This window comes from Micromonospora sediminimaris, assembly GCF_016863575.1.
Taxonomy (GTDB): domain Bacteria; phylum Actinomycetota; class Actinomycetes; order Mycobacteriales; family Micromonosporaceae; genus Micromonospora; species Micromonospora sediminimaris.
On record NZ_BOPD01000016.1, the window covers coordinates 78,879 to 101,201 of the forward strand.

Annotated in this window: 17 protein-coding genes, 2 tRNA genes and 2 pseudogenes; 7 read left to right on the top strand and 14 right to left on the bottom strand. The window is 71.4% G+C overall.

The window, feature by feature from the left end:
- Positions 1-2: 2 nt before the first annotated feature.
- The 6 genes from Vse01_RS14270 (at position 3) to Vse01_RS14295 (ending at position 5,583) form a co-directional block, all read left to right on the top strand.
- Complete coding sequence (locus Vse01_RS14270) at positions 3-1,238, top strand: sensor histidine kinase (RefSeq protein WP_093409260.1); 1,236 nt, start codon at positions 3-5, stop codon at positions 1,236-1,238.
- Positions 1,235-1,897, top strand: coding sequence for a response regulator (locus Vse01_RS14275; protein ID WP_093409263.1), 663 nt, complete (start codon positions 1,235-1,237; stop codon positions 1,895-1,897). Before Vse01_RS14270 ends, Vse01_RS14275 begins: the two co-directional genes overlap by 4 nt.
- Before the next feature lie 231 nt (positions 1,898-2,128).
- Positions 2,129-3,871, top strand: a complete 1,743-nt coding sequence (locus Vse01_RS14280; protein WP_093409453.1) for a proline--tRNA ligase — start codon at positions 2,129-2,131, stop codon at positions 3,869-3,871.
- A 75-nt stretch (positions 3,872-3,946) separates the two neighbouring features.
- A complete protein-coding gene (locus Vse01_RS14285) occupies positions 3,947-4,372 on the top strand; it encodes a CBS domain-containing protein (protein ID WP_093409265.1) in 426 nt (141 codons plus the stop codon).
- Positions 4,373-4,408: 36 nt separating this feature from the next.
- Entirely contained in the window at positions 4,409-4,837 is a 429-nt protein-coding gene (locus tag Vse01_RS14290) for a SufE family protein (protein WP_093409268.1), read from the top strand.
- Positions 4,838-4,947: 110 nt separating this feature from the next.
- Entirely contained in the window at positions 4,948-5,583 is a 636-nt protein-coding gene (locus Vse01_RS14295; RefSeq protein ID WP_093409270.1) for a DsbA family oxidoreductase, read from the top strand.
- Between the two features lie 54 nt (positions 5,584-5,637).
- On the opposite strand, the gene Vse01_RS14300 is transcribed toward Vse01_RS14295, so the two are convergent.
- From Vse01_RS14300 to Vse01_RS14325, 6 genes are all read right to left on the bottom strand, one after another.
- A complete protein-coding gene (locus Vse01_RS14300; protein WP_093409273.1) occupies positions 5,638-6,186 on the bottom strand; it encodes a YbaK/EbsC family protein in 549 nt (182 codons plus the stop codon).
- Between the two features lie 106 nt (positions 6,187-6,292).
- On the bottom strand, positions 6,293-6,490 hold the full coding sequence (locus tag Vse01_RS14305) for a hypothetical protein (protein ID WP_093409275.1): 198 nt from the start codon (positions 6,488-6,490) through the stop codon (positions 6,293-6,295).
- 37 nt (positions 6,491-6,527) lie between these two features.
- The gene (locus Vse01_RS14310; RefSeq protein ID WP_093409278.1) at positions 6,528-7,307 is read right to left on the bottom strand and encodes an SDR family oxidoreductase; all 780 of its coding nucleotides are present in this window, start codon (positions 7,305-7,307) and stop codon (positions 6,528-6,530) included.
- Positions 7,308-7,377: 70 nt separating this feature from the next.
- Positions 7,378-8,010, bottom strand: coding sequence for a GAP family protein (locus Vse01_RS14315; RefSeq protein WP_093409455.1), 633 nt, complete (start codon positions 8,008-8,010; stop codon positions 7,378-7,380).
- A 93-nt stretch (positions 8,011-8,103) separates the two neighbouring features.
- On the bottom strand, positions 8,104-9,483 hold the full coding sequence (locus Vse01_RS14320; protein WP_093409280.1) for an MFS transporter: 1,380 nt from the start codon (positions 9,481-9,483) through the stop codon (positions 8,104-8,106).
- Between the two features lie 55 nt (positions 9,484-9,538).
- Positions 9,539-9,799, bottom strand: a complete 261-nt coding sequence (locus tag Vse01_RS14325; RefSeq protein ID WP_093409282.1) for a hypothetical protein — start codon at positions 9,797-9,799, stop codon at positions 9,539-9,541.
- A 151-nt stretch (positions 9,800-9,950) separates the two neighbouring features.
- Between Vse01_RS14325 and Vse01_RS14330 the strand changes: the two genes are divergently transcribed.
- The gene (locus tag Vse01_RS14330) at positions 9,951-14,474 is read left to right on the top strand and encodes a cation-translocating P-type ATPase (RefSeq protein ID WP_093409284.1); all 4,524 of its coding nucleotides are present in this window, start codon (positions 9,951-9,953) and stop codon (positions 14,472-14,474) included.
- Between the two features lie 15 nt (positions 14,475-14,489).
- On the opposite strand, the gene Vse01_RS14335 is transcribed toward Vse01_RS14330, so the two are convergent.
- From Vse01_RS14335 to gyrA, 8 genes and pseudogenes are all read right to left on the bottom strand, one after another.
- Positions 14,490-15,452: an L-threonylcarbamoyladenylate synthase gene (locus Vse01_RS14335; RefSeq protein WP_093409458.1), complete on the bottom strand. Its 963-nt coding sequence runs from the start codon at positions 15,450-15,452 to the stop codon at positions 14,490-14,492.
- Positions 15,453-15,608: 156 nt separating this feature from the next.
- Positions 15,609-16,232 (bottom strand): peptidase associated/transthyretin-like domain-containing protein, encoded by a 624-nt coding sequence (locus tag Vse01_RS14340; protein WP_093409287.1) that lies wholly within the window; start codon positions 16,230-16,232, stop codon positions 15,609-15,611.
- Between the two features lie 395 nt (positions 16,233-16,627).
- Positions 16,628-16,700, bottom strand: a tRNA-Ala gene (locus tag Vse01_RS14345).
- 37 nt (positions 16,701-16,737) lie between these two features.
- A complete protein-coding gene (locus Vse01_RS29355; RefSeq protein WP_210936323.1) occupies positions 16,738-16,866 on the bottom strand; it encodes a DLW-39 family protein in 129 nt (42 codons plus the stop codon).
- A 44-nt stretch (positions 16,867-16,910) separates the two neighbouring features.
- Positions 16,911-16,984 (bottom strand) — tRNA-Ile (locus tag Vse01_RS14350).
- Between the two features lie 533 nt (positions 16,985-17,517).
- Positions 17,518-18,144, bottom strand: a pseudogene (locus Vse01_RS14355) (DUF3566 domain-containing protein); the annotation flags it as partial.
- A 68-nt stretch (positions 18,145-18,212) separates the two neighbouring features.
- Positions 18,213-18,429, bottom strand: a pseudogene (locus tag Vse01_RS29795) (DUF3566 domain-containing protein); the annotation flags it as partial.
- A 4-nt stretch (positions 18,430-18,433) separates the two neighbouring features.
- Positions 18,434-22,201 carry an intein-containing DNA gyrase subunit A gene (gene gyrA, locus Vse01_RS14360; RefSeq protein WP_093409292.1) on the bottom strand — a complete coding sequence of 1,256 codons (3,768 nt, stop codon included), beginning with the start codon at positions 22,199-22,201 and terminating at the stop codon, positions 18,434-18,436.
- Between the last annotated feature and the right edge of the window lie 122 nt (positions 22,202-22,323).

The window sequence follows — 22,323 nt, forward strand, 5'->3', positions numbered from 1 at the left end:
TCGTGGCCGGCCAGTCGACGCAGCGGAAGGTACGTCCCTGGGTCACCGACCTGCTCCTCGGCGCGGGCGTCGCCGTCACCGTGTCGATCGTCATCACCGCGAACGAGGGTGGCCGGCACGGGCCGGACCAGGTCGCGTACCTCTGGGCGGTCGGCCTGGGCGCACTGATGCTGGTCCGGCGGCGCTACCCGGTGGTGGTGCTGGCCGTCAGCGTGCTCGGCCTGTTCGCCTACTACGCCGCCGGTTACCCGGCCATCGGGCTGGCCGTGCCGGTGGCCGCCGCGCTGTTCTCCGCAGCCGAACACGGCCGGATCGCCGCCTCGGTCGCCGCCGCCGTGCTGGTGATCGTGGTCTCGGTGGTCTTCCGGCTCGCCGAGGGGCAGGATTTCTCCTTCGTCGTCGGCTACGAGCTGGCCGGGCACGTACTGCTGATGGGTGCGGCGATCGCCCTCGGTGACAGCCTGCGGTCCCGGCGCGCCGCGCAGGCGGACGCCCGCCGGATCGCCGAACTGACCGAGGCCCGGTACCGGCATGAGGCACAGGCCCGCCTGCGGGACGAGCGGATGGCCATCGCCCGTGACCTACACGACTCCCTCGGCCACACCACCTCGGTGATCGCGCTGCACGCCGACGTCGCCCGGGAGGCGCTGGGTCGTGACGAGACCGCCGCCCGATCGGCGTTGGAGCTGATCCGGTCCACCGCCCGCCGCAGCATGGACGACCTACGACGGACGGTGACGCTGTTGCGGTCACCCGGCGACCCGCCGCGCACGGTCGTCTCGCTGACCAACCTCGACGCGGTCACCCGGGCCGCCTCGGCGGCCGGGTTCGACGTCGACGTGCGGGTGGCCGTCGACACGCCGCTGCCGGCACCGGTGGAGGCGGCGGCGTTCCGGATCGTGCAGGAGGCGGTCACCAACGTGGTCCGGCACTCCGCCGGCAGCCGCGTCCAGATCCGCGCCGAGCAGCACGACGATCAGCTCACCGTCACCGTCAGCGACACCGGCTCCGATCCGGCCCCCGGTACAGAGCCGACGCGCGACGCAGGGTCAACCAGGCCGCCGACCTACCCCGAAGCCGCGGACGGCCGGGTCGAGCCGCCAGCGGTCGTCCGGTCCGGGCACGGCATCGCCGGGATGCGGGAACGGGCCGAGAGTCTCGGCGGCACACTCACCGCCGGGCACCGGCAGACGGGATTCGAGGTACGCGCGGTGCTGCCCCTGCGGGAGCCGACGTGACCAGCGTGCTGGTGGTCGACGACCAGGATCTCGTCCGGGCCGGGATTCGTACCCTGCTGGCTGCCGACCCGCAGCTCACCGTGGTCGGCGAGGCCGCCGACGGCCGCTCCGGTCTGCGCCTGGCCCGCCAGTTGCGGCCGGATGTCGTACTCATGGACATCCGGATGCCGGTGATGGACGGCCTGGCCGCCACCGCGGCGATCCGCGCCGACGACACGCTGGCGGCCACCCGGGTGCTGATCCTCACCACCTTCGACGACGACGAGGACATCATCGAGGCGGTCGGCCTCGGTGCCGCCGGCTACCTGCTGAAGGACACGCCCTCGGACGATCTGCGGCGGGCGGTGCACACGGCCGCAGCCGGCGGGAACCTGCTCTCGCCCACTGTCGCCCGCCGGGTCATGGAACGGCTCGCCGCCACGCCGAGACAGCCGCCGCCCGACCCTCGACTGTCCGTGCTCACCGACCGGGAGCGTGCCGTGCTGGCCCGGGTCGGCCTGGGTGAGACGAACGACGAGATCGGCCGCGCCCTGTTCATCAGCCCGGCGACCGCCCGCACGTACGTCAGCCGCCTGCTGGCCAAGCTCAACGCCCGCGACCGCACCGCCCTCGCCGTAATAGCCCACCGAGCCGGCCTAACCACCCCCAACCCCACCTAACCCCACTGCACCCACCCCACCCCGCCCCGCCCCCGCCCCCACCCCGCGCCCGCCCCCGCCCCGCCTGGTTGATCAAGAGGTTTTGGTCGCGGATCCACCGAATCCCCGACGCATTCTTCTTGGTCAACTCCGCGGAGGGCGGGGGGTGCGGGGGTGCGGGGGGTGCGGGGGGTGCGGGGGTGGGGGGGAAATGGGTCGGTGGGGTGGGGGGTGGGGTTTTAGGGTGCGGTGGTGATGCTGCGGATGTCGACGTCGCTTATTCGGACCCTGCGGGAAGATCCGGCGGACGCGGAGGTGCCGAGCCATCGGCTGCTGCTGCGGGCCGGATACATCCGGCGGGCGGCACCGGGCGGCTACACCTGGCTGCCGCTGGGCAGGCTGGTGCTGGAGCGGGTCACCGAGATCGTGCGGGCCGAGATGACCGCGATCGGCGACCAGGAGGTGCACTTTCCGGCCCTGCTGCCCGCCGAGCCGTACCGCACCAGCGGGCGGTGGACCGAGTACGGCGACGACATCTTCACCCTGGCCGATCGGCGGGGTGCCGAGCACCTGCTGGCACCGACCCACGAGGAGTTGGCCGCGCTGCTGGTCAAGGAGCTGTTCACCTCGTACCGCGATCTGCCGGTGACGCTGTTCCAGATCCAGACCAAGTATCGCGACGAGGCCCGCCCCCGCGCCGGTCTGCTGCGCGGGCGCGAGTTCCTGATGAAGGACGCGTACTCCTTCGACCTGGACGACGCGGGTCTGCGGGCCGCGTACGGCCGGCACCGCGCGGCGTACCAGCGGATCTTCGACCGGCTCGGCCTCGACTACACGGTGGTGCACGCGATGTCGGGCGCGATGGGTGGCTCCGCGTCCGAGGAGTTCCTCGCCGCCACGCCGGTCGGCGAAGACACCTATGTGGGCTGCACCGACTGTCACTTCGCGGCGAACACCGAGGCGGTGACCACGCCCGCCCCGGTGGCCGGCGACCCGCAGGCGCAGCCGGCGATCGAGGTGCACGACACCCCCGAGACGCCGACAATCGCCAGCCTGGTCGCGCTCGCCAACGACCGCAGGCTGGCCGGCCGGGACAACTGGTCGGCCGCCGACACCCTGAAGAACGTGGTGCTGACGGTACGCCGGCCGGGTGCCGAAGCGCCGGAGTTGCTGGTGGTGGGGTTGCCCGGCGACCGCGAGGTCGACCTGAAACGGCTGGCCGCCGCGCTGGCACCGGCCACCGTGGACATCTTCGACGCCTGGGACGAGCATCCCGAACTGGTGCGGGGGTACCTCGGGCCGCAGGTCTTCGACAAGCTCGGCGTCCGCTACCTGGTCGACCCCCGGGTGGTGCCGGGTACCGCCTGGCTGACCGGGGCCAACGAGCCGGGCCGGCACGCCACAAACGTGGTGTGCGGTCGGGACTTCACCCCCGAGGGCACGGTCGAGGCCGCCGAGGTACGCCCCGGTGACCCCTGTCCGGCCTGTGCCACCGGCCGGTTGACCATGCGTCGGGGCATCGAGGTCGGGCACATCTTCCAACTGGGTCGCCGCTACACCGAGGCCTTCGCGGTGGACGTGCTCGGTCCGCAGGGCAAGCCGGTCCGGCCCACCATGGGCTGTTACGGCATCGGGGTGTCCCGGGCGGTGGCGGCGATCGCGGAGCAGCACCACGACGGTCGGGGACTGGTGTGGCCGACGTCTGTCGCGCCGTGCGACGTACACCTGGTGGCGGCCGGCAAGGGCCCGCAGCTCGACGCGGCGCTCGACCTCGGCGCCCGACTCGCCGACGCGGGCCTGCGGGTGCTTGTCGATGACCGGACCGCCGTCTCCGCCGGGGTGAAGTTCACCGACGCCGAGCTGATCGGCATTCCGCACACCGTCGTGGTCGGACGCCGCCTGACCGACGGGTACGTCGAGCTGCGCGACCGGGCGACCGGGGAGCGCACCGAGCTACCCGTGGCGGACCTGCTGGAGAAACTGTTGAACGGGTAGACGGAAACCTGGTGTAGCCGTCAGGTGACGGGGTACCGCATCCTGATCGGCTCAACTTGCTCTGGAGGGGCTCTCATGACCGGTTACCGGGTCGCTGACGTGATGACCAAGCAGGTCATCTACCTGCCGGCGGAGACCACCCTCGACGAGGCGGCCAGGGTGATGAAGGAGGCCGACATCGGCGACGTCGTCGTCACCGACGGCGCGAACCTGGCCGGCATCCTGACCGACCGTGACATCGTGGTGCGCGCGGTGGCGGAGAACGCCAACGCCAACACCACCACCATCGGTTCGATAGTCACCCGCGAGGTCGTGATGATCGAGCAGTTCTGCACCGCGGGTGAGGCCGCGTCGCTGATGCGTGAGCGCGGCATCCGGCGCGTCCTCGTCTGCGACAACGAGCGCAAGCTGGTAGGCATCGTCTCCCTCGGCGACCTCGCCATGCAGCTCGACCCCACCTCGGCGCTCAGCGAGATCAGCGAGCAGTCGCCCACGGTGTGAGGGAGGACGGCCGGGCGGCGGCGGTAGCCTGGCGGGATGCCCGAGATGCCGAGCAAGCTGGCCGAGATCGTCGACGAGTTCGCCGGGGCACCGCGTGACCTGGTGCTGGAGATGCTTCTGGAGTACTCCGACGCCGTGCCGCCGCTGCCCGCCGGGCACCCCGGCCACGAGGGCATGGAGCAGGTCGTGGAGTGCCAGACCCCGTTCTTCCTGCGCGCCGAGGTGACGCCCGAGGGCACCGTCGACACCCTGTTCGACTGCCCGCCGGAGTCACCCACCACCCGGGCGTTCGCCGGCATTCTCGCCGAAGGGCTGGCCGGCGCCACCCCGGAACAGGTTCTCGCCGTCCCGGACGACCTTTACCAGCGGATGGGCCTGGCGCAGGCGATCAGCCCGCTGCGGGTACGCGGCGGCACCGCCATCCTCGCCCGACTCAAGCGGCAGGTCCGCGAACGGACGGCGTGACCTGGGCGCGGTCCCGCTGCCGCCGACACCGGCGGAGGGGCCACCCGGACTCACCGTGACCTGGGCGGCAGTCGGGAACAGACCTGCCGGCCAGCGGGTTGTCTCCGGTCATGGAGATCGACATCTACGCCGACGTGGTCTGCCCCTGGTGCTGGATCGGCCGCCGCCGACTGGCGCAGGCGCTCGCGTCGTACGACGGCAAGGTGACCGTCCGGCACCGGCCCTTCCAGCTGGACCCGTCACCGGTTCCGTCCCCGCGCCCGATTCTCGACGCGCTGGCTGAGAAGTTCGGTGGCCACGAGCAGGCCCGGCAGATGGTCGCCCGGGTCGTCGAGGTGGGCGCGAGCGTGGGCCTGGAGCTGCGCTACGACCGGGCGATCGCGGCCAACACCTTCGACGCGCACCGGCTGACCAATTGGGCCGGCCGACAGGACCGCGACGGGGAGATGGTCGAGGCCCTGCACCGGGCCCACTTCGTCGACGGCGTCGACCTCGGCTCCCGGGAGGCGCTGGCCGGGGTGGCCGCCACCGTCGGGCTGGACGGCGACGACGCCCGCCACTTCCTCGACTCCGAGGAGGGCGTGGCCGAGCTGAAGGCCGAGCTTGCCGCCGCTCGGCAGCTCGGGGTGACAAGCGTGCCCACCTTCGTGCTCGCCGGCAGGTACGGGGTCACCGGGGCGCAGGAACCAGCCACCCTGCTCGCCGCCCTCGCCGAGGTGGAGCAGCGCGAGGCCGCCGCGCACTGACGGCATCGACGTCGTTGATGTTTCACGTGCAACGACATCGACGCCAGTCGACAGTCAGACGGGCCTGGCCAGGTCTTCCACCACCCGTGCACCGGGCAACGCGGCCAGCGCCGCGCCCGGCAGCGCGATCTTGCTGTGCCGTACGCCCGACCCGATCACCACGTACGGCATGGCCACCACCCGCGTGTCGACCAGGATCGGCCACTGCAACGGCAACCCGATCGGCGTGATCCCGCCGTACTCCATGCCGGTCAACTCCACCGCGTCGTCCATCGGCGCGAAACTCGCCTTCCGTACGTCCAGCGCCCGGCGGGCCACCCCGTTCACGTCCGCGCGGGTGGTGGCGAGCACCAGGCAGGCGGCGTACCGGGTCACCCCCTCGCGCTTTCCGGCCACGACCACGCAGTTGGCCGACTCGTCGAGCCCGACGTCGTACGCCGCGCAGAACGCCGCGGTGTCGGCGAGCTCGGCATCGATCGGTGCGACCTGCACCGCGTCGACGTCCACCGACGAGTCGGCCGGCCACTGCGCGAGCGCGGCGGCGACCGGCGCGGCCAACAGGTCGGTACGGTTGCGAGCGGGCTCGGTCTTCAGCGTTCCCATCACGTGTTCGATGGTCGCATCCGGAGCCTGAGACGCGGACCGGGACCAGCTTCCGGACCGGCGCGCGGGCCGACACCAGGCTGGAGCCGGGACCAGCATCCCACGGTCAGCCCTCGTTGGTCAGGAAGCCGTGCCGCTCCAGCATCGCCCGGTCCCGGGAGGCGGCCATCTCCTCTGCCCGCGCGGCCTGTACGCGGCGCACCTCGATGTCCTCCATCGCGTGCCGCACCGCGAGTCGGATCACTCCGTAGAGGAAGACGAACCCGCAGACGTACAGGAGGCTGGTGATGACGAACGTGAGCATGGCTCGACGGTAGGGCGAACGTGAACCCGAGCAGGTGTCATCGCGTCGCTGTTCGCCCGTACGTGTCCGACAGGTAGTCGGCCCAGGTCCGCCGCCCCGTCGGTCGGGCGTCGGTGATCAGGCCACCGCCGCGCAGCTCCCGGCCGAGGCGACCGGGAAATCGGATCGGCAGCAGCGGGCGACGGGAGCCGCGCGCCTGCCGCCAGGCCCGCGCCGCCTCGTCGAAGCGCTGCACCTCAGGGCCGCCGTACTCCACGATGCCGCCGCGCGCCCCGGCCCGGAGCAGCTCGACCAGCTTGTCGGCAACCTCGCCCGGGTCGACCGGCTGGGCCAGCACCGCCCGATCGCCGATGACCGGGCCGAGTTTGCTGGACAGGCGCAGCAGCTCGTCGATGAACGGGAAGAACTGGGTGGCCCGCAGCACCGTCCACGGCACCTTCCCGTCGGCGATGACCTGCTCGGCAGCCAGCTTGTGCCGGTAGTACGAATAGGGCACCCGGTCCACGCCCACGATCGAGACGTACACCAGGTGCTGCACCCCGGCACCGCCGGCAGCCTCGACCAGCCGGCGGGTGCCGAGCACGTCGATCTGGTGGGTCTGCCGGGTCGGCGAGGACGCCAGGTGCAGCACCGCGTCCACGTCGGTCACCGCTGCGGCGATCCCTTCGCCGGTGGTCAGGTCCGCCACCACCCACCGGACCCCCGATCCGGTACGTGGCCGGCGGCTGGTGGCCCGCACCTCGAACCCCGCGTCGACCAGCCGGGGCAGCGCCTCCCGGCCCAGCCTGCCGCCCGCACCGGTGACCAGAACCCGCATGTCAACCTCCCTCGTCGCCTGCCCGCTCGACGGATCGGACCGTCCCCGGCGTGACCAGCTGTGAGCGGCCTCACTTCATCAGGTCGAGGGCGGTGATCACCACGAAGAGCACGATGACTGCCTCACTGACCAGCCAGGAGTGGCTGTTCGCCCAGTCCCGGATGCGCGGCAGCACCACCGCCGCCCGGCGACCGAGCAGCAGCAGAGCGAACAGCGGGAGGGCGAGCAGGGCCAGGGTGAGAAGCACGAAGGGCAGCAGATGCCACCACGGCAGGTCGTGCCGTGCCGCGCTGGCCCCGACCGTGGCCATGGTCAGGTCATCGGACGGCATACCCAGGAACAGCAGCAGGCCCACCTTGGCCGCATACCCGGGGCCGGCGTGCTGGAGTTCACCCATCCATCGCGGCGGCCCCGAGTGCCGGCGCAGGAACACGACCACCGCCAGCATCGCGAGCAGGGCCAGCACGAACCAGTCGATCCATCGTTCGACAGTGCCCCGACCCGCACCGGTGAAGTTGATCTTGAACAGGTGGACCACCAGCCAGGCCAGCGTCGTGCCACCGAGGACGACGAACGCCGCACCCGCCAGATAGCCAAGCGAGGCGGCCCGTGGCCGGTCGGACGAGGCGAAGAAGACCGCCGCCACCAGTTGCGTGCCGGCGACCATCACCACGGCCAACGGCAGCAGCGTCAGGAAGGTCATCGCCAGCTCATCCTGCCGGCTGCCACGACCACACACGGCCGCTTCGAGCCAAACCACCCGGCACCCGAGTCCGTGCGGCGGGCGGCGGGCCGGTCAGGCCGACGCCGCTCGCGGTGAAGCCACGACCCGGCCGGCGAGCAGGGCACCGAGCAGCGCCAGCCCGGCCGCCACGGCGAGGGTGACGCCGTAGTCGAACCGCCCAGGTGCCGCCCCGGCGGCGAGCACCGCACCGGTAAGCGCCAACACCGTCGCCGACGCGAGTGAGTCGCACAGTTGCAGGGACGAGCTGTTGCGCCCCTGCTCGCCGGGGGCCGACAACTCCAGGGTGAGCGCCGACAGCGACGGATAGAGCAGACCCATGCCGAGCCCGGCGACCGCCCAACCGAGAATCCCCACCCACACCGGCACCGCCGGGACCACGCAGCTGCCCACCACCGCGGTACCGACCGTGATGCAGGTGAGGCCGGCCCTCGGCAGGGTGCCCCGGGACCGGGGCGACCGGATCCGCGCCTGCAACCACGAGCCGAGCGACCAGGAGAGCGCACCGGTGGTCAGCACCAGCCCCGCCGCCGTCGGCGTGAACCCCCGCTCCCGCGACAGCATCAACGGGATCACCACCTCGGCGCCGACGAACGCGGCCGAGGCCAACCCCCGCAGGCCCACCACGGTGGGCAGGCCGCGACCGGCCCGCAGGAACCCGGCCGGCAACAGTCGCGGAACGCAACTCAGCAGGCCGGCCAGGGCGATCCCGACCAGCGGCACGGCGGCGGCGCCACGCTGCTGACCCCCGATGTGCAACAGTGCGGCGCTCACCCCCGCCCCGCAGGCCCAACCGATCCGCGCCAGCGCCCCGGCGGAGCGGCGGACCGGACCGGCCACGCCGATCGACCGCAGCCCCGGGTGGATCAAGAGCACCGCCGGCACCGCCACCGCCGGCACCGCCAGGAACACCCACCGCCAGCCGACGTGCTCCACGACCAACCCCGCCACCACGGGCCCGACAAGCGACGGCACCACCCAGGCCGCGGCGAACGCGGCGAAGATGCGCCGGTGCAACTGCTCCGGGTACGCCTGCGCGACGATCACGTACAGCGCCACCGACAGCAGACCCGAGCCGAAACCCTGCACGATCCGGCCCACCACAAGCGTCGCCATGTCGGTGGCGGCACCGGCGAGCAGCAGTCCGGCGACGAACCCGGCGAGACCGGACCACATCGACGCCCGCGGCCCTCGGGCGTCACACCAGATGCCGGAGAGCACCATCGCCACCACGCCGGCCGCGAACGGGCCGCCGAAGGCGATCCCGTACAGCGCCAGCCCGTCCAGGGCCCGGGCGACAGTGGGCATGGCGGTGCCGACCGCCAGCGCCTCGAACGCCAGCAACGAGACAAGCGCCACGCTGCCCACCGTCATGGCGCGCAGTCGAGGGGCGAAAAGCGACTCGGCGCGTACCGGAGACGGGGCGATCAGCATGCGGCAAGCCTCGGACCTCAACCTGCCTTCAGGTCAAGGGTGACGCGGCTTACCCTCAGGCAGCCTCCAGCGCCTCGCCTAGCCCTTTGGCCAGCCCGGACAGGTGCTGGTCGGCAAGCAGGTGCCCGGCGGTGATCACCAGCGCCAAGGGCCACTCGATCACCTGGAACACGGTCAGCACCCCGATGCCGGCGTAGTAGGTCAGCTTGTCCGGCGGCGGCACCGCCACCTCCCCCAGCCACGGCACGTGCACCCGGCGGGTGAACATCTGCAACGACTCCCGGGTCCCACTGAGCTGTCGTGTCAGCGCACTCATCTCGCCTCCCCGTAGCGATGACGCCCACCTCGGATTCCTCCGCCACGGCCGTCCATGCCCGTTCGAGCAGGAAACTTTTCCCAGCTCGGCTGGGCATAAGGGACGTCCGGCCGGGAAGCCAGGCCGCCGGGCACGAACGGTGGGAGGCAAAATGCGGTTTGGCGCCGTCGGAGTACCTCCGGTGGTGGAAGCCGCCTCCCGCCGCGTCGGTGCCACCGCGACCCGGCTCGCCCGGGCGGCCGGGCTGACCAGCCGACGGGTGTGGTCCCGCCCCGGCCGGCACCACATCGAGGTTCACGGCGTCTGCCAGGACGGCGGCGACACCCTCGCCCGCCAGGTCGAGACGGCGCTGGAACGAATGCCGGGGGTCAACTGGGCACGGGTCAACGCGCCCTCCGGACGGGTGGTCGTCGCGGTCGACACACCGGGGCCCAAGGTACGCGAACTTGTCGCCACCATCGCCCGGGTCGAACGCACCTGCCCGCACGAACCGGATCCGGAGATCCCGCCGCCGCACCCACCCGAGGAAGGACCACGCACCCCGCGTACCCTCGGCGCGCTCGCCTCCGACGCGCTCGGCCTGACCATCTCCGCCGCCACCCGGATCCTGCCCGTGACCCCGGTTCCCGGTGAGGTCTCCGGACTGCTCAGCGCCATCGACCTGCACCCGAAGCTGCACGCCCTCGCCGGGCTGGGACTACGCCGCGACCCACGCGCCGAGGTTCTCTTCCCACTCGCCGAGGCGGTGGTGCAGGGCCTCACCGGCGGCTGGACGGGGATAGTGCTCGACGGCGCTCAGCGGATAGTCCAGTGGGGCGAAGGGTTGGCCCAGCTGCGAGCCTGGGAGAAGGCCGAACCCCGGCTCACCGGCGACCCGGATCGCGCCGTCGCCCGTACTCCCGCCTTCGAGCGGCCCTGCCCGAAACCCGACGGCTCCGTCGAGCGGTACATCAACCGGATGCTCGCCGGTGGCGCTGCGGCCTTCGCCGCGGCGACGCCCGTGGTCGGCCCGAAACGGGCCGCCGCCCTGGGCCTGTCCGCGCTGCCCAAGGCGCCGGGCAGCGGGCGCGAGGGGTACGCGGCCCAGCTCGGCCGGATCCTGGCCCGACGCGGCGTCATCGCCATGGACCGCAGCGTGCTCCGCGAACTCGACCGCCTCGACACGCTTGTGCTGGACGCTCGGATCCTCGGCTCCGACCGGGGTGTCCTGGCCGACCTGGCCCCGCTGCCCGGCGTCGACACGTCACGGGTGGCCGCCCAGGCGTTCACCCTCTTCGAACCGACCGCACCCAACGACGTACGCCACCTCGACGGATGGCGGCTCGGCCCGCTTGACCGCCTCGACGTGCGGGACCCTGGCGACACCGACGACAGCCGGCGGCTGCGCGAACGCGGCGGCACCCTGCTCGGTCTGGCCCAGGCCAACGCGCTCGCGGCCGTACTGCGGGTCGAACCCGAGCCGGCCCCCGGCGTCGAAGCCCTACCTGCCGTCGCCCGGCAAGCCGGCCTGCGGCTCGTCGTGGCCGGCGGCGACCCGCAGCGGCACGCCTCCGCCGACGCGCTGATGCCCGGCGACGACCAGCTCACCGAGTCGGTACGCACCCTGCAACGGGAGGGTGCGGTGGTGATGCTCGTCTCCGGCGACCGCACCGCCCTCGCCGCCTCGGACTGCGGACTGGGCCTCGCCGACCCCGACGATCCGCCGCCGTGGGGGGCACACCTGCTGGTCGGCACCGATCTGCGGGTCGTCGCCCTGATCATCGAGGCGGCCGGGGTGGCCCGGCGGATGACCGCGCAGAACCTGCGCATCGGACTGGCCGGCACCGGCCTCGGCGCGCTAGGTGCCTTCACCGCCGACCCGGCCCTGCTACCGGGCCGTACGCTCGCCTCGGTCAACGGCGCGGCGGCGCTGGCCTTCGCACACGGCGTCTGGCGGGCCGGCCGGCTGACCGAAGCGACCACCGCACCCGCACCCGCGATCACCGCCTGGCATCTGATGCCGGTGCCCACCGTCATCGACCAGCTCGGCACGAACCACAGTGGGCTGACCGAGGTCGAGGCCCAGCGACGACAGGCCAACCGCCCAGGTGAGACAGCCGGCCCGGGCGGGCTGCTCCGCGCCTTCGTCGACGAACTCGCCAACCCGCTCACCCCGGTGCTCGCCGCCGGGGCGGTGCTCTCCGCCAGCTTCGGTTCGCTCGTCGACGCCGCCCTGGTCGGCGGCGTCGTCGGAGCTTCCGCGCTGGTCGGCGCGGTACACCAGCGCAACACCGAGAAGTCGCTGGCCCAGCTGCTGTCCCGCTCGGCGGTGACCGCCCGGGTCCGCCGCGACGGCGTCGAACGGGTGGTACCCGCCGACGACCTCGTCCCCGGAGACGTGATCGTGCTCGAATCCGGCGACGCGGTACCTGCCGACTGCCGGGTCCTGACCTCCGTCGGCCTGGAAGCCGACGAGTCCTCCCTGACCGGCGAGTCGCTGCCGGTCAGCAAGACCGACCAGCCGGTGGTCGCCGCCGCCGTGGCCGAACGCTGCTCCATGGTCTACGAGGGCACCAGCATCGCCGCCGGCCGTGGCGACGCCGTGGTCGTGGCCACCGGCGCCGACACCGAGGCCGGACGCAGTCTCGCCCTTGCCCGGCAGGCACCGCCGGTCAGCGGGGTCGAGGCCCGGCTGGGCAAGCTGACCCGCACCGCGGTCCCGATGGCCGCCGGGTCGGCGGTCGCGGTGGCCGGTGCCGGGCTGCTGCGAGGCGTACCGCTGGCCCAGACGGCCGCGACCGCCGCGAACCTGGCCGTCGCCTCGGTGCCCGAGGGACTGCCGTTCCTGGTCAGCGCCGCCCAACTGGCCGCCGCCCGACGACTCGCCGAGCACGGTGCACTGGTCCGTAACCCGCGCACCATCGAGGCCCTGGGCCGGGTCGACGTGCTCTGCTTCGACAAGACCGGCACCCTCACCGAGGGGCATCTGATGCTGGCCGGGGTCGGCGACGCCGACGCGTACGCCCCCGTGGAGCACCTCGACGACCGACTGCGACGCACCCTGGCGGCGGCGCTGCGGGCCACCCCGGCCGCCGACGACCCCGAGGAACTCTCCATGCAGACCGATCGGGCGGTGCTGCGAGGTGCCCGCGCCGCCGGTGTCACCGAGCCGGACGGCGCGCCCGGCTGGCAGGCCGCCGGTGGTCTGCCGTTCGAGCCGTCGCGCGGATACCACGCCAGCGTCGGCGAGACCGACAGCGGGTTGCTGCTCAGCGTGAAGGGCGCACCGGAGGCGGTCCTACCCCGCTGCACGGCGAACCGGGTCGCCGGACGCGACGAACCGCTCGACGACGCGGGCCGGGCCGAACTGCACCGGCTGCTCGGCGAGCGGGCCGGCGCGGGACACCGCATCCTCGCCGTCGCCGAGTGCACAGTCGCCGACCCAGACATCACCGACGAGGGTGTACACGGCCTGGTCTTCACCGGCTTCCTGGCGATCGCCGACGGGGTACGCGCCAGCGCCGCGCCAGCCGTCCGCCGGATCCGCCAGGCGGGCGTGCACACCATCATGATCACTGGCGACCATCCGGCGACCGCCGAGGCGATCGCGGCCACCATCAGCGCCGGAGACGCCCAGCGGGTGGTCACCGCCACCGAACTCGACCAACTCGACGACACCGCCCTCGCCGAACGGCTGGCCGCCACCGACGTGGTGGCCCGCTGCACCCCGGCCCACAAGGTCCGCATCATCCAGGCCCTGCAAAAATGCGGGCGTACCGTCGCGATGACCGGTGACGGCGCCAACGACGCCCCCGCCATCCGGCTGGCCGACGTGGGCATCGCCCTCGGTCAACGGGGCACCCCGGCGGCGCGCGCCGCCGCCGACCTGGTGGTCACCGACGACCGGCTGGAAACCATAATCGCCACCCTGGTCGAAGGTCGGGCGATGTGGTCCTCGGTCCGTCACGCGCTGAGCATCCTCGTCGGCGGCAACCTCGGTGAGATCGCCTTCAGCGTGCTTACCGCCGCCGCAACCGGCCGCGCCGCGCTCAACGGACGCCAACTGCTGCTGGTCAACCTGCTCACCGACATGGCACCCGCGCTGGCCATCGCCGTGCGGCCACCCGGCGGCGACCACGCCGACGGGCTGCTGCGCGAGGGCCCGGACAGCTCACTCGGCCAGACCATGACCCGGGAGATCGGCCTGCGCGCCGCCGCCACCACCCTAGGTGCGACCACCGGCTGGACACTTGCCCGCTACACCGGCACCCAGCGACGCGCCGGCACCGTCGCGCTGGTCTCCCTGGTCGGTACCCAGCTCGGCCAGACCGTGCTGGCCGGCGGCACCAGCCCGACCGTGCTCGCCTCCACCGCCGCGTCCTTCGGCGTGCTGGCCGCGGTCGTACAGACCCCCGGACTCAGCCAGTTCTTCGGCTGCACCCCGCTGGGCCCGGTCGGCTGGACCATCGCCACCGGATCGGCGCTCGGCGCCACCCTCGCCAACGGTGCCCTCACCCGGCTCGTCGCGCGATTCCCGCAGGTCGAAGGCGAGCAGGCGACCGAGCAGGCGGACGGTGAGCAGGCGACCGGGCAGCGGGTCGACGGCGGCCGAGCGGTCGAACACGTCGACAGCGAGCAGGAACCAGCTGGCCTGGGCATACCCGCCCCAGCCGCACCCGGCCGGCCGCCGCAGTGAGTGCCATCACCGACGTCAGGGGGCTGGACGCCAGGTCGCGGCGGCGCGGCGCAGCCGGTCGTTGACCGCCCGCCCCACCCCGGTGTCCGGCACCGGCTCCGCGACGATCTCGGTAACCCCGACGGCGTCAAGTCGGTGCAGCATGTCGAAGAGGCGAGCCGCCGCCTCGGTCAGATCACCGGAGGCGGAGAGCACCTCCACCGCCGCCCAGCCGCCCGCCGGCCGGTCCCGGAACGCCAGATACCCACACCCCGCACCGCCGGCCCCCGCCGACTCCGCGCCGGAAAGCAACCGCAACGGCGTACGCGGCGCGTAGTGCGCGGCCAACGTCCCCGGCGCGACCGGCTGCCCCGAGCTACCCGGACGCACCGTCACCGGCCCGGCGATCTTCTCCAACTCCTCGACCGGCAACGCACCGAGCCGCAGCACCACCGGCAGGTCCCCACGGGCGTCCACGATCGTCGACTCGATCCCACACCGGGTCGGCCCGCCGTCGAGCACCACGTCCACAGCTGCCCCCAGCCCGCGCACCACGTGCTCGGCACGGGTCGGACTGAGCTGGCCGAACCGGTTCGCGCTCGGCGCGGCCACCGGAACCCCGGCAGCGGCGATCAACCGCCGAGCGTGCTCGTGGTCCGGCACCCGCACCGCCATGCTGTCCAACCCGGAGGTCACGATCGGTGGGATCCGCTCCGGTCGGTCCACAATCAGCGTCAACGGCCCCGGCCAGAACCGGGCCGCAAGCGCCGCCACGGCCGGCGAAACCGACCCCACAAGCGGTTCCAGGTCCGCCACGTCGGCGAGATGGGTGATCAGCGGATCGAAACTCGGCCGCTGCTTCGCCTCGAAGATCCGGGCCGCCGCCCGCGCGTCCAACGCGTTCGCCCCCAGCCCGTAGACGGTCTCCGTCGGAAAGGCCACCAACCCACCCGTACGCAGCACGGCGACCGCCTCGCCGAGATCACCGTCGGCAGGCAGGACGCGGGGAGATCCGTTGCTCACCCCTCCGACGCTAGCCTGCCGCCGACCACCTGCCCTGCGTCACCCCGGACCACCGCTCGCTGATTTCAGCGCTGACAACGTCGGCTCCTCCGGCGGAGAGGTGGAACCCCTCATTGCAGCGGTTGTTGGTCATCAGCTCGCGGAATCCGGAAACAGGAGCAGGTCGAACCACAGTCCCTGACCGTCGAGTTCCAACGGCTGGCTGCTGCCCGAGAGGCTGGGCGGGCCGGCGTAGGTGCCGGTGAGGGTGTAGAGGCCCGGGTCGACGGCGACTTGGAAGATGCCGTCCGGGCCGGTGACAACCTCTACCCCAGCCGGCTCCAGTCGGATCGTCGCCCCCTCCACCGGCAACCAGGTGTTCGCGTCAAGGGCTCGGCCCTGGAGGCTCCAGACGGCGTAGACCGTGAAGGCGCCCTGCGTCATGGAGCTGATCCGACCTCTGCGGTCGACCGACACCGCGTACACCGGACGCTCACCGGTCACGTTGCCTACGTCGATCGTCACAGTGGCCGTTCCGTCCTGCGCAGCCGGCACCTCGCTGCCCAGGGAGGTGTTGCCGACGCTGTACCGAAACCGGGTCACCGTGGTGTCACCGCTCGCGGCGAACCGGATGGCAAGCTGGCCACCTGCGGAAACGCTGTTCCCGTCCGGGAAGTCGATTACTGGCGGACCGGGCACCTTCGCCTCGACAGCCGCCGACGCCGGCGACGCCATCAGAGTCGAGCCGGTGGCGAGCAGAAGCAGGGAGGCGGCCATCCCAACGAGCCTGCGGCGAGTTGAACGGGTGCGTGCACCCAACGTTGAATTGACAGACATCCGAGCCCCCGCGTCAACACGTCATGGAAAGATCAACTTAGCCAAGGGAATGCCATCCGTCAATGCTTTTGGAAGGCGCCGCCTGCTCGAACCGCACCTCGCCAGAGCTATTGGCGGCGGAGGGCTCAGCGGCCGAGGCGCAACGGGCGCGAATGGTTTCCGCTGCCCAGCGGACACCTCTACACCTCGGGCCAGGTCCTCCACCGAAACCAGGCGGACGGAGGCCGTGCGCCGTCACCCGCTCGTGGTGGTCGTGTACCCGCCCCACCAGTTCGGAAAGCCCGATGGTTCACTGAGACCAAATATCGCAACAAACAGCAGGTCAGAAAGATGCGTGGAGCCCAGGGGACTCGAACCCCTAACCCCTGCCTTGCAAAGGCAGTGCTCTGCCAGTTGAGCTAGGGCCCCGTCACGGCGCTGAGGCCGCAGGTCGGAGCGGACGGCGTCAACGCAGGTCCGGCGAGGTGGTCGCCTCGTGCCAGAGAGCGCGCTCGTCGTTGGCTTCCTTGACCTTCTTGGCCACCACCGCGGCCACGCCGACGACACCGACCAGGATCAACAGCTTCTTGAACATCGGGGCTGCCCCTCACGCTCGACGTGCCGTCGGACCATGTGCGGTGGGGCTAGCTGGAATCGAACCAGCGACCTCAGAGTTATCAGCTCTGCGCTCTAACCGACTGAGCTATAGCCCCGCGTAGCGACGAGCAAGGTTAACCCATCCGCCCAGCGCCCCCCAAATCGGGGCCAGGCTCGCCAGCCACCTCGGCGTCGCCCCCTGAACCTACCCGAGCACCGGAGGCGGGTACACCGGGTTACCGCCCGACGGACCTCCCGCATGATGCCGCATCCCGGGCCGACCCGGCCGCCGGAGGCCCCCACATGCGGCATCCCGCGCGGACCTGACCGCCGGCCCCCGGACCTGGACGCCAACCCGCGCGGACCTGACCGCCGGCCCGCGCGGACCTGACCGCCGGCCCGTGCGGACCTGGCCGCTCGCCCCCCACGTGCGGCATCCCGGGCTAACTGAGCCGCCGGAAGCGCCGGCATGCGGCATCCCGCGCGGGCCTGGCCGCAGAGACTCCAGCATGCGGCATCCCGCGCGGACCGAACCGCCGCCCCGCGCGAAACCGGCCGCTGACCCCGCGCCGGCAGGCAGGGGCTGCGGGTACGGAAACGCCGGCCCGCACCACCGCGAAGGGCGGCACGGACCGGCGTCGAAGAACTGTCAGTCCCGCTCGGCGAGGGTCAGCTCGATGCCGCCCACCAGGTCGGCGCAGACGTTGTAGACGAACGCCCCGAGGGTGGCCAGCGCGGTGAACAGCACGACGTTGACCAGGCCGATCAACGCCGAGCTGAAGATCACCCCGCGTGCGGTGATCTGGAAGCCCTCCGTGCTCTGACCACCACCCGCGTTCACCAGGTCACCGAGGCTGTCGTTCACGCTGCTGAACACGCCCATCGCGTCCAACGCCAGGTACAGCACCGAGGTCGCCACGACGATGACGATGAACAGCACCACCGACACCGCGAAGGCGAACTTCATCACCGACCACGGGTCGATCCGCTTGAGGTTCAGCCGGGCCCGGCGCGGCCCGCGTGAGGCAGCCGAGCTGACCGAGGTACGCGCGGCGCGTACCGCCTCACCGACCCGTGCGGCACCCACCGCCGTGCTCACCCCCGGGGGCAGGCCACCACCGTTCGCCGGTCGGCCGAGCCCGAACGACCGGGTCGCGTCCGGCTTCGGACCGACCCCGGTCACCCGGGGCTGAGTACCGGTAGTGCTGGTGCTGGCCGCCGGCAGGACCCCGGTCGTACCCGGAGAGGGCTTGCCCGCTGAGGCGACCGTCGGCTGGACAGGGGACGGCTTGCCGACCGAGGTCGCGGTGGCCTCCGTGGTGCCGCCGCTCTCGGCCGACTTCTCCTCGGCGGCGTCGCCCTCCGGTGCGTCTGTCGGCTTGTCCGGGGGTGGGGCCATACCGGGAGCCCGGGTGAATTTCGGGGCAGGCGCGTCGGCAGGGACGGTGGCCCGGCCCACGGCCGCGCGGCCGGTCGCTGGCGTGCCGCTCTTCGCGGCCTCCTCGTCGACCGGGTTGGCCGAGGTCCCCGCGTTCCCCGACTTCGCCTGTGTCTCCGTCATTCAACTAGTCCTGTTCGTCAGGCTCGTCGGCATTGCGAGCAATCGCCACGATAGTCACGCCGTCCGGAAGGTCCATCAGCTTGACCCCCATTGTGTTCCGGTCACGCGTACGGCGTACAGGCTTCACCGGAGTCCGGATGACGCCACCGTTGCTGGTGATAGCGAACAGCTCATCGTCCGGGTCGATCACGACAGCGCCGACCAGACCACCGCGTCGCTCGGTGATCTTCGCAGTCAGCACACCCTTACCTCCCCGGCCCTGCACCGGGTATTCCTCGATCGGGGTACGTTTCGCGTATCCGCCGTTCGTGGCCACCAGAACGTCCAGACCCTCCCGGACGACCTCCATGGCCAACAGCTCATCTTCCTCGCTGAAGCGCATGCCGATCACACCGGAGGTCGCCCGACCCATCGGGCGCAGTGCCTCGTCCGTGGCGTTGAACCGGATCGCCTGGGCGTTCTTCGAGACCAGCAGCAGGTCGTCGCTGGGAGCGACGAGCGCAGCACCGACCAGCTCGTCCTCATCGCGCAGGTTGATCGCGATGATGCCGCCGGACCGGTTGGAGTCGAACTCCTCAAGCCGCGTCTTCTTCACCAGGCCGTTCTTCGTCGCCAGGACCAGGTAGGGCGCCACCTGGTAATTCGGGATCTCGATGATCTGTGCGATCTGCTCGTCCGGTTGGAAGGCGAGCAGGTTGGCCACGTGCTGGCCCTTGGCCACCCTACTGGCCTCCGGAAGCTCGTACGCCTTGGCCCGGTACACCCGCCCCTTGTTCGTGAAGAACAGCATCCAGTCGTGCGTCGAGCAGACGAAGAAGTGGCTGACGATGTCGTCCTGCCGCAGCGTGGCGCCACTGACGCCCTTGCCGCCCCGCCGCTGCGATCGGTAGAGATCAACCTTGGTCCGCTTGGCGTACCCGGTCCGGGTGATCGTGACGACCACGTCCTCGCGCGCGATGAGGTCCTCCATCGAGACCTCACCGTCGAATGGAATGATCTTGGTGCGTCGGTCGTCGCCCCACTTGGCGACGATCTCCCCCAACTCCTCCGAGACGATCCGACGCTGCCGCTCCGGCTTGGCCAGGATGTCCTTGAGGTCGGCGATCTCCACCTCCAGCTTGGCCAGATCGTCGAGGATCCGCTGCCGCTCCAGCGCGGCGAGCCGGCGCAGCTGCATGTCCAGGATCGCGGTGGCCTGGATCTCGTCGATCTCCAGCAGCCGGATCAGACCCTGCCGGGCGTCCTCCACCGTCGGCGAGCGCCGGATCAGCGCGATCACCTCGTCGAGCGCGTCCAGCGCCTTGGCCAGACCGCGCAGGATGTGCGCCCGCTCCTCCGCCTTACGCAGCCGGAACGCCGTCCGCCGCCGGATCACCTCGATCTGGTGCTCGACGTAGTAGCGGATGAACTGCGCCAGGTTCAGCGTGCGCGGCACCCCGTCGACAAGCGCCAGCATGTTCGCGCCGAAGGTCTCCTGAAGCTGCGTGTGCTTGTAGAGGTTGTTCAGCACCACCTTCGCGACCGCGTCGCGCTTGAGCACCAGCACGATCCGCATACCGGTACGCCCGGAGGACTCGTCGCGGATGTCGGCGATCCCGCCGAGCTTGCCCTCCTTGATCAGCTCGGCGATCCGCTCGGCCAGGTTGTCCGGGTTCACCTGGTACGGCAGCTCACTGACCACCAGCGCCGGCCGGCCCCGCTTGTCCTCCTCCACCTCCACCACGGCCCGCATCCGGATCGAGCCCCGACCCGTGCGGTACGCGTCCTGGATGCCGGACTGACCGACGATCAGACCGTGGGTGGGGAAGTCCGGGCCCTTGACGATCTCCAACAGCGCTTCGAGGGTGTCGGCCTCGTCGGCCTCGGGGTGCTCCAGGCACCACTGCACCGCCGCGCCGATCTCGCGCAGGTTGTGCGGCGGGATCTTGGTGGCCATGCCGACCGCGATGCCCTCGGAGCCGTTGATCAGCAGGTTCGGAATCCGCGACGGCAGGATGGTGGGCTCCTTGGCCCGACCGTCGTAGTTGTCCTGCAGGTCGACGGTGTCCTCGTCGATGTCCCGCAGCATCTCCATCGCCAGCGGGTCGAGCTTGCACTCGGTGTTGTGACTGACGAACCCGTCGGAGACGAACGAGTGATCGTCGGTGTCGACCCGAATGCTGTAGACCGGCTGCACACCCGCGTCCGCGACCTCGGCCACCTCGGCGTAGTAGAAACGCCCGTCGACAAGCGGCTCGACCACGTCGAGCACCTCGGTGTTGGTGATCCGGGCGGCGATCTCGTCGCGGTCCCGCTCCCACCGCTCGACCCGGTCCACGTTGTGCCGGCGCAGCCAGTCCCGCTCGGTCCACCGGCTCGCGCCGTGCTTCCGGATGAAGTCGCCGACCAGCGGTACGTGGTCGCTGGAGAGCGCCGTGCTGCTGGCCGGCACCGACGCCAGCTTGGCCTGCTTGCGACCGAGGAAGCCGACCTGGGCGGCGAAGATCCGCGCGTCCCGGCGGTTGGTGATGACGACCTTGATCTCGCCGTCGTCGTACCGGCACTGGCGGCTGACGACACCGAACTCCAGCAGCAGTTGCTGGACCTCGCGGGCCAGGCGCTCGCTGCGGGTGGAGTAGCTGATCTGGATGGTGTTGCGCGCCAGCAGCGAGGAGGATCCGTCGCCCTCGAAGATCGCCTGGAGGAAGGCCCGCTTGATGGCGGCCGGCCCCTGCCAGACGAACTCCGGCACGAACTTGTCCGCGCTCCGCGCGCCGATCATCTCGCCGAGAACGCTGGCCCGCAGTGCGGTGAGGTCTTGGACGTCCAACTCGTGCAGCCTGCTACCGGAGGCAATCGTCCGCTCGCTGACGTAGCGGGGCCCACCGACCGCCAGGTCGTAGGCAGCGAGCACCCGGACGAAGAACTCGCGATCGATGTTGTTGAAGCCAGCGCGGCTCTCGGAGACCCACCCCTCGCTGACGAAGGCACCGGCGAGGACTGCGGCTTCGACGTGTTCGAGCATCGGGTAGCCGATCTCGTCCGGCACGCTGCGCTGGAGCACCACCCGGTCACCGGGGGAGATCTCGGCGAGCAGCTTCCAGAGCAGGGCCGGCACGCCTGCCACGTCCACCAGGCAGAGCACCGGGTGGTTGTGGGTGCCGGTCAGCTCGTACCCCTCGCGGGTGCGCAGCCGCAGCGTCGGGTGCTCGCCGGAGTGGAAGAACTTCGAGGCGTGGACCAGGTCGCCGTTGCGGTCGCGGACCTTGAGGTCGATGTCGGTCTCGCTGCTCGCCGCTGCGCCCGGCACCACGTCGCCGATCCGCACGCTTCCGACAGCGGTACGAATACGGGCATTTGCCGTAACGCAGTATCTCATGGCCGCAGCCGGATCATTTCCGGGCGAACCGAAGTTGCCGTTGCCGTCGACCAGGGGGTAGCGCAGCGACCAGGGCTGGGCCATCCGGACCAGGGCGTCGTAGATGGCCGAGTCGCCGTGCGGGTGGAACTGGCCCATCACGTCGCCGACGACCCGGGAGCACTTCACGTAGCCGCGGTCCGGCCGGTAGCCGGAGTCGAACATGGCGTAAAGGATCTTGCGGTGGACCGGCTTGAGCCCGTCCCGGACGTCCGGCAGCGCCCGCCCGACGATGACGCTCATCGCGTAGTCGAGGTAGGAGCGCTGCATCTCCACCTCGAGCCCGACCGGCTCGATCCGGTCGTGCGAGACGACGGCGGCCAGCGCCTCGGGGACCTCGGGCTCGTTAGGTGTGGACTCGGGGGAATCGGTCACTGTTAACCCTTATCAGACTTGGTGTCGCTTTTGCGCTGTGGATAACGGCTGTGGATACCGGCCAAGCTGTGGATAACTCTGTGGACCCGTACCGGGCCGGTGCGCTCCGACCCGGTACGGCG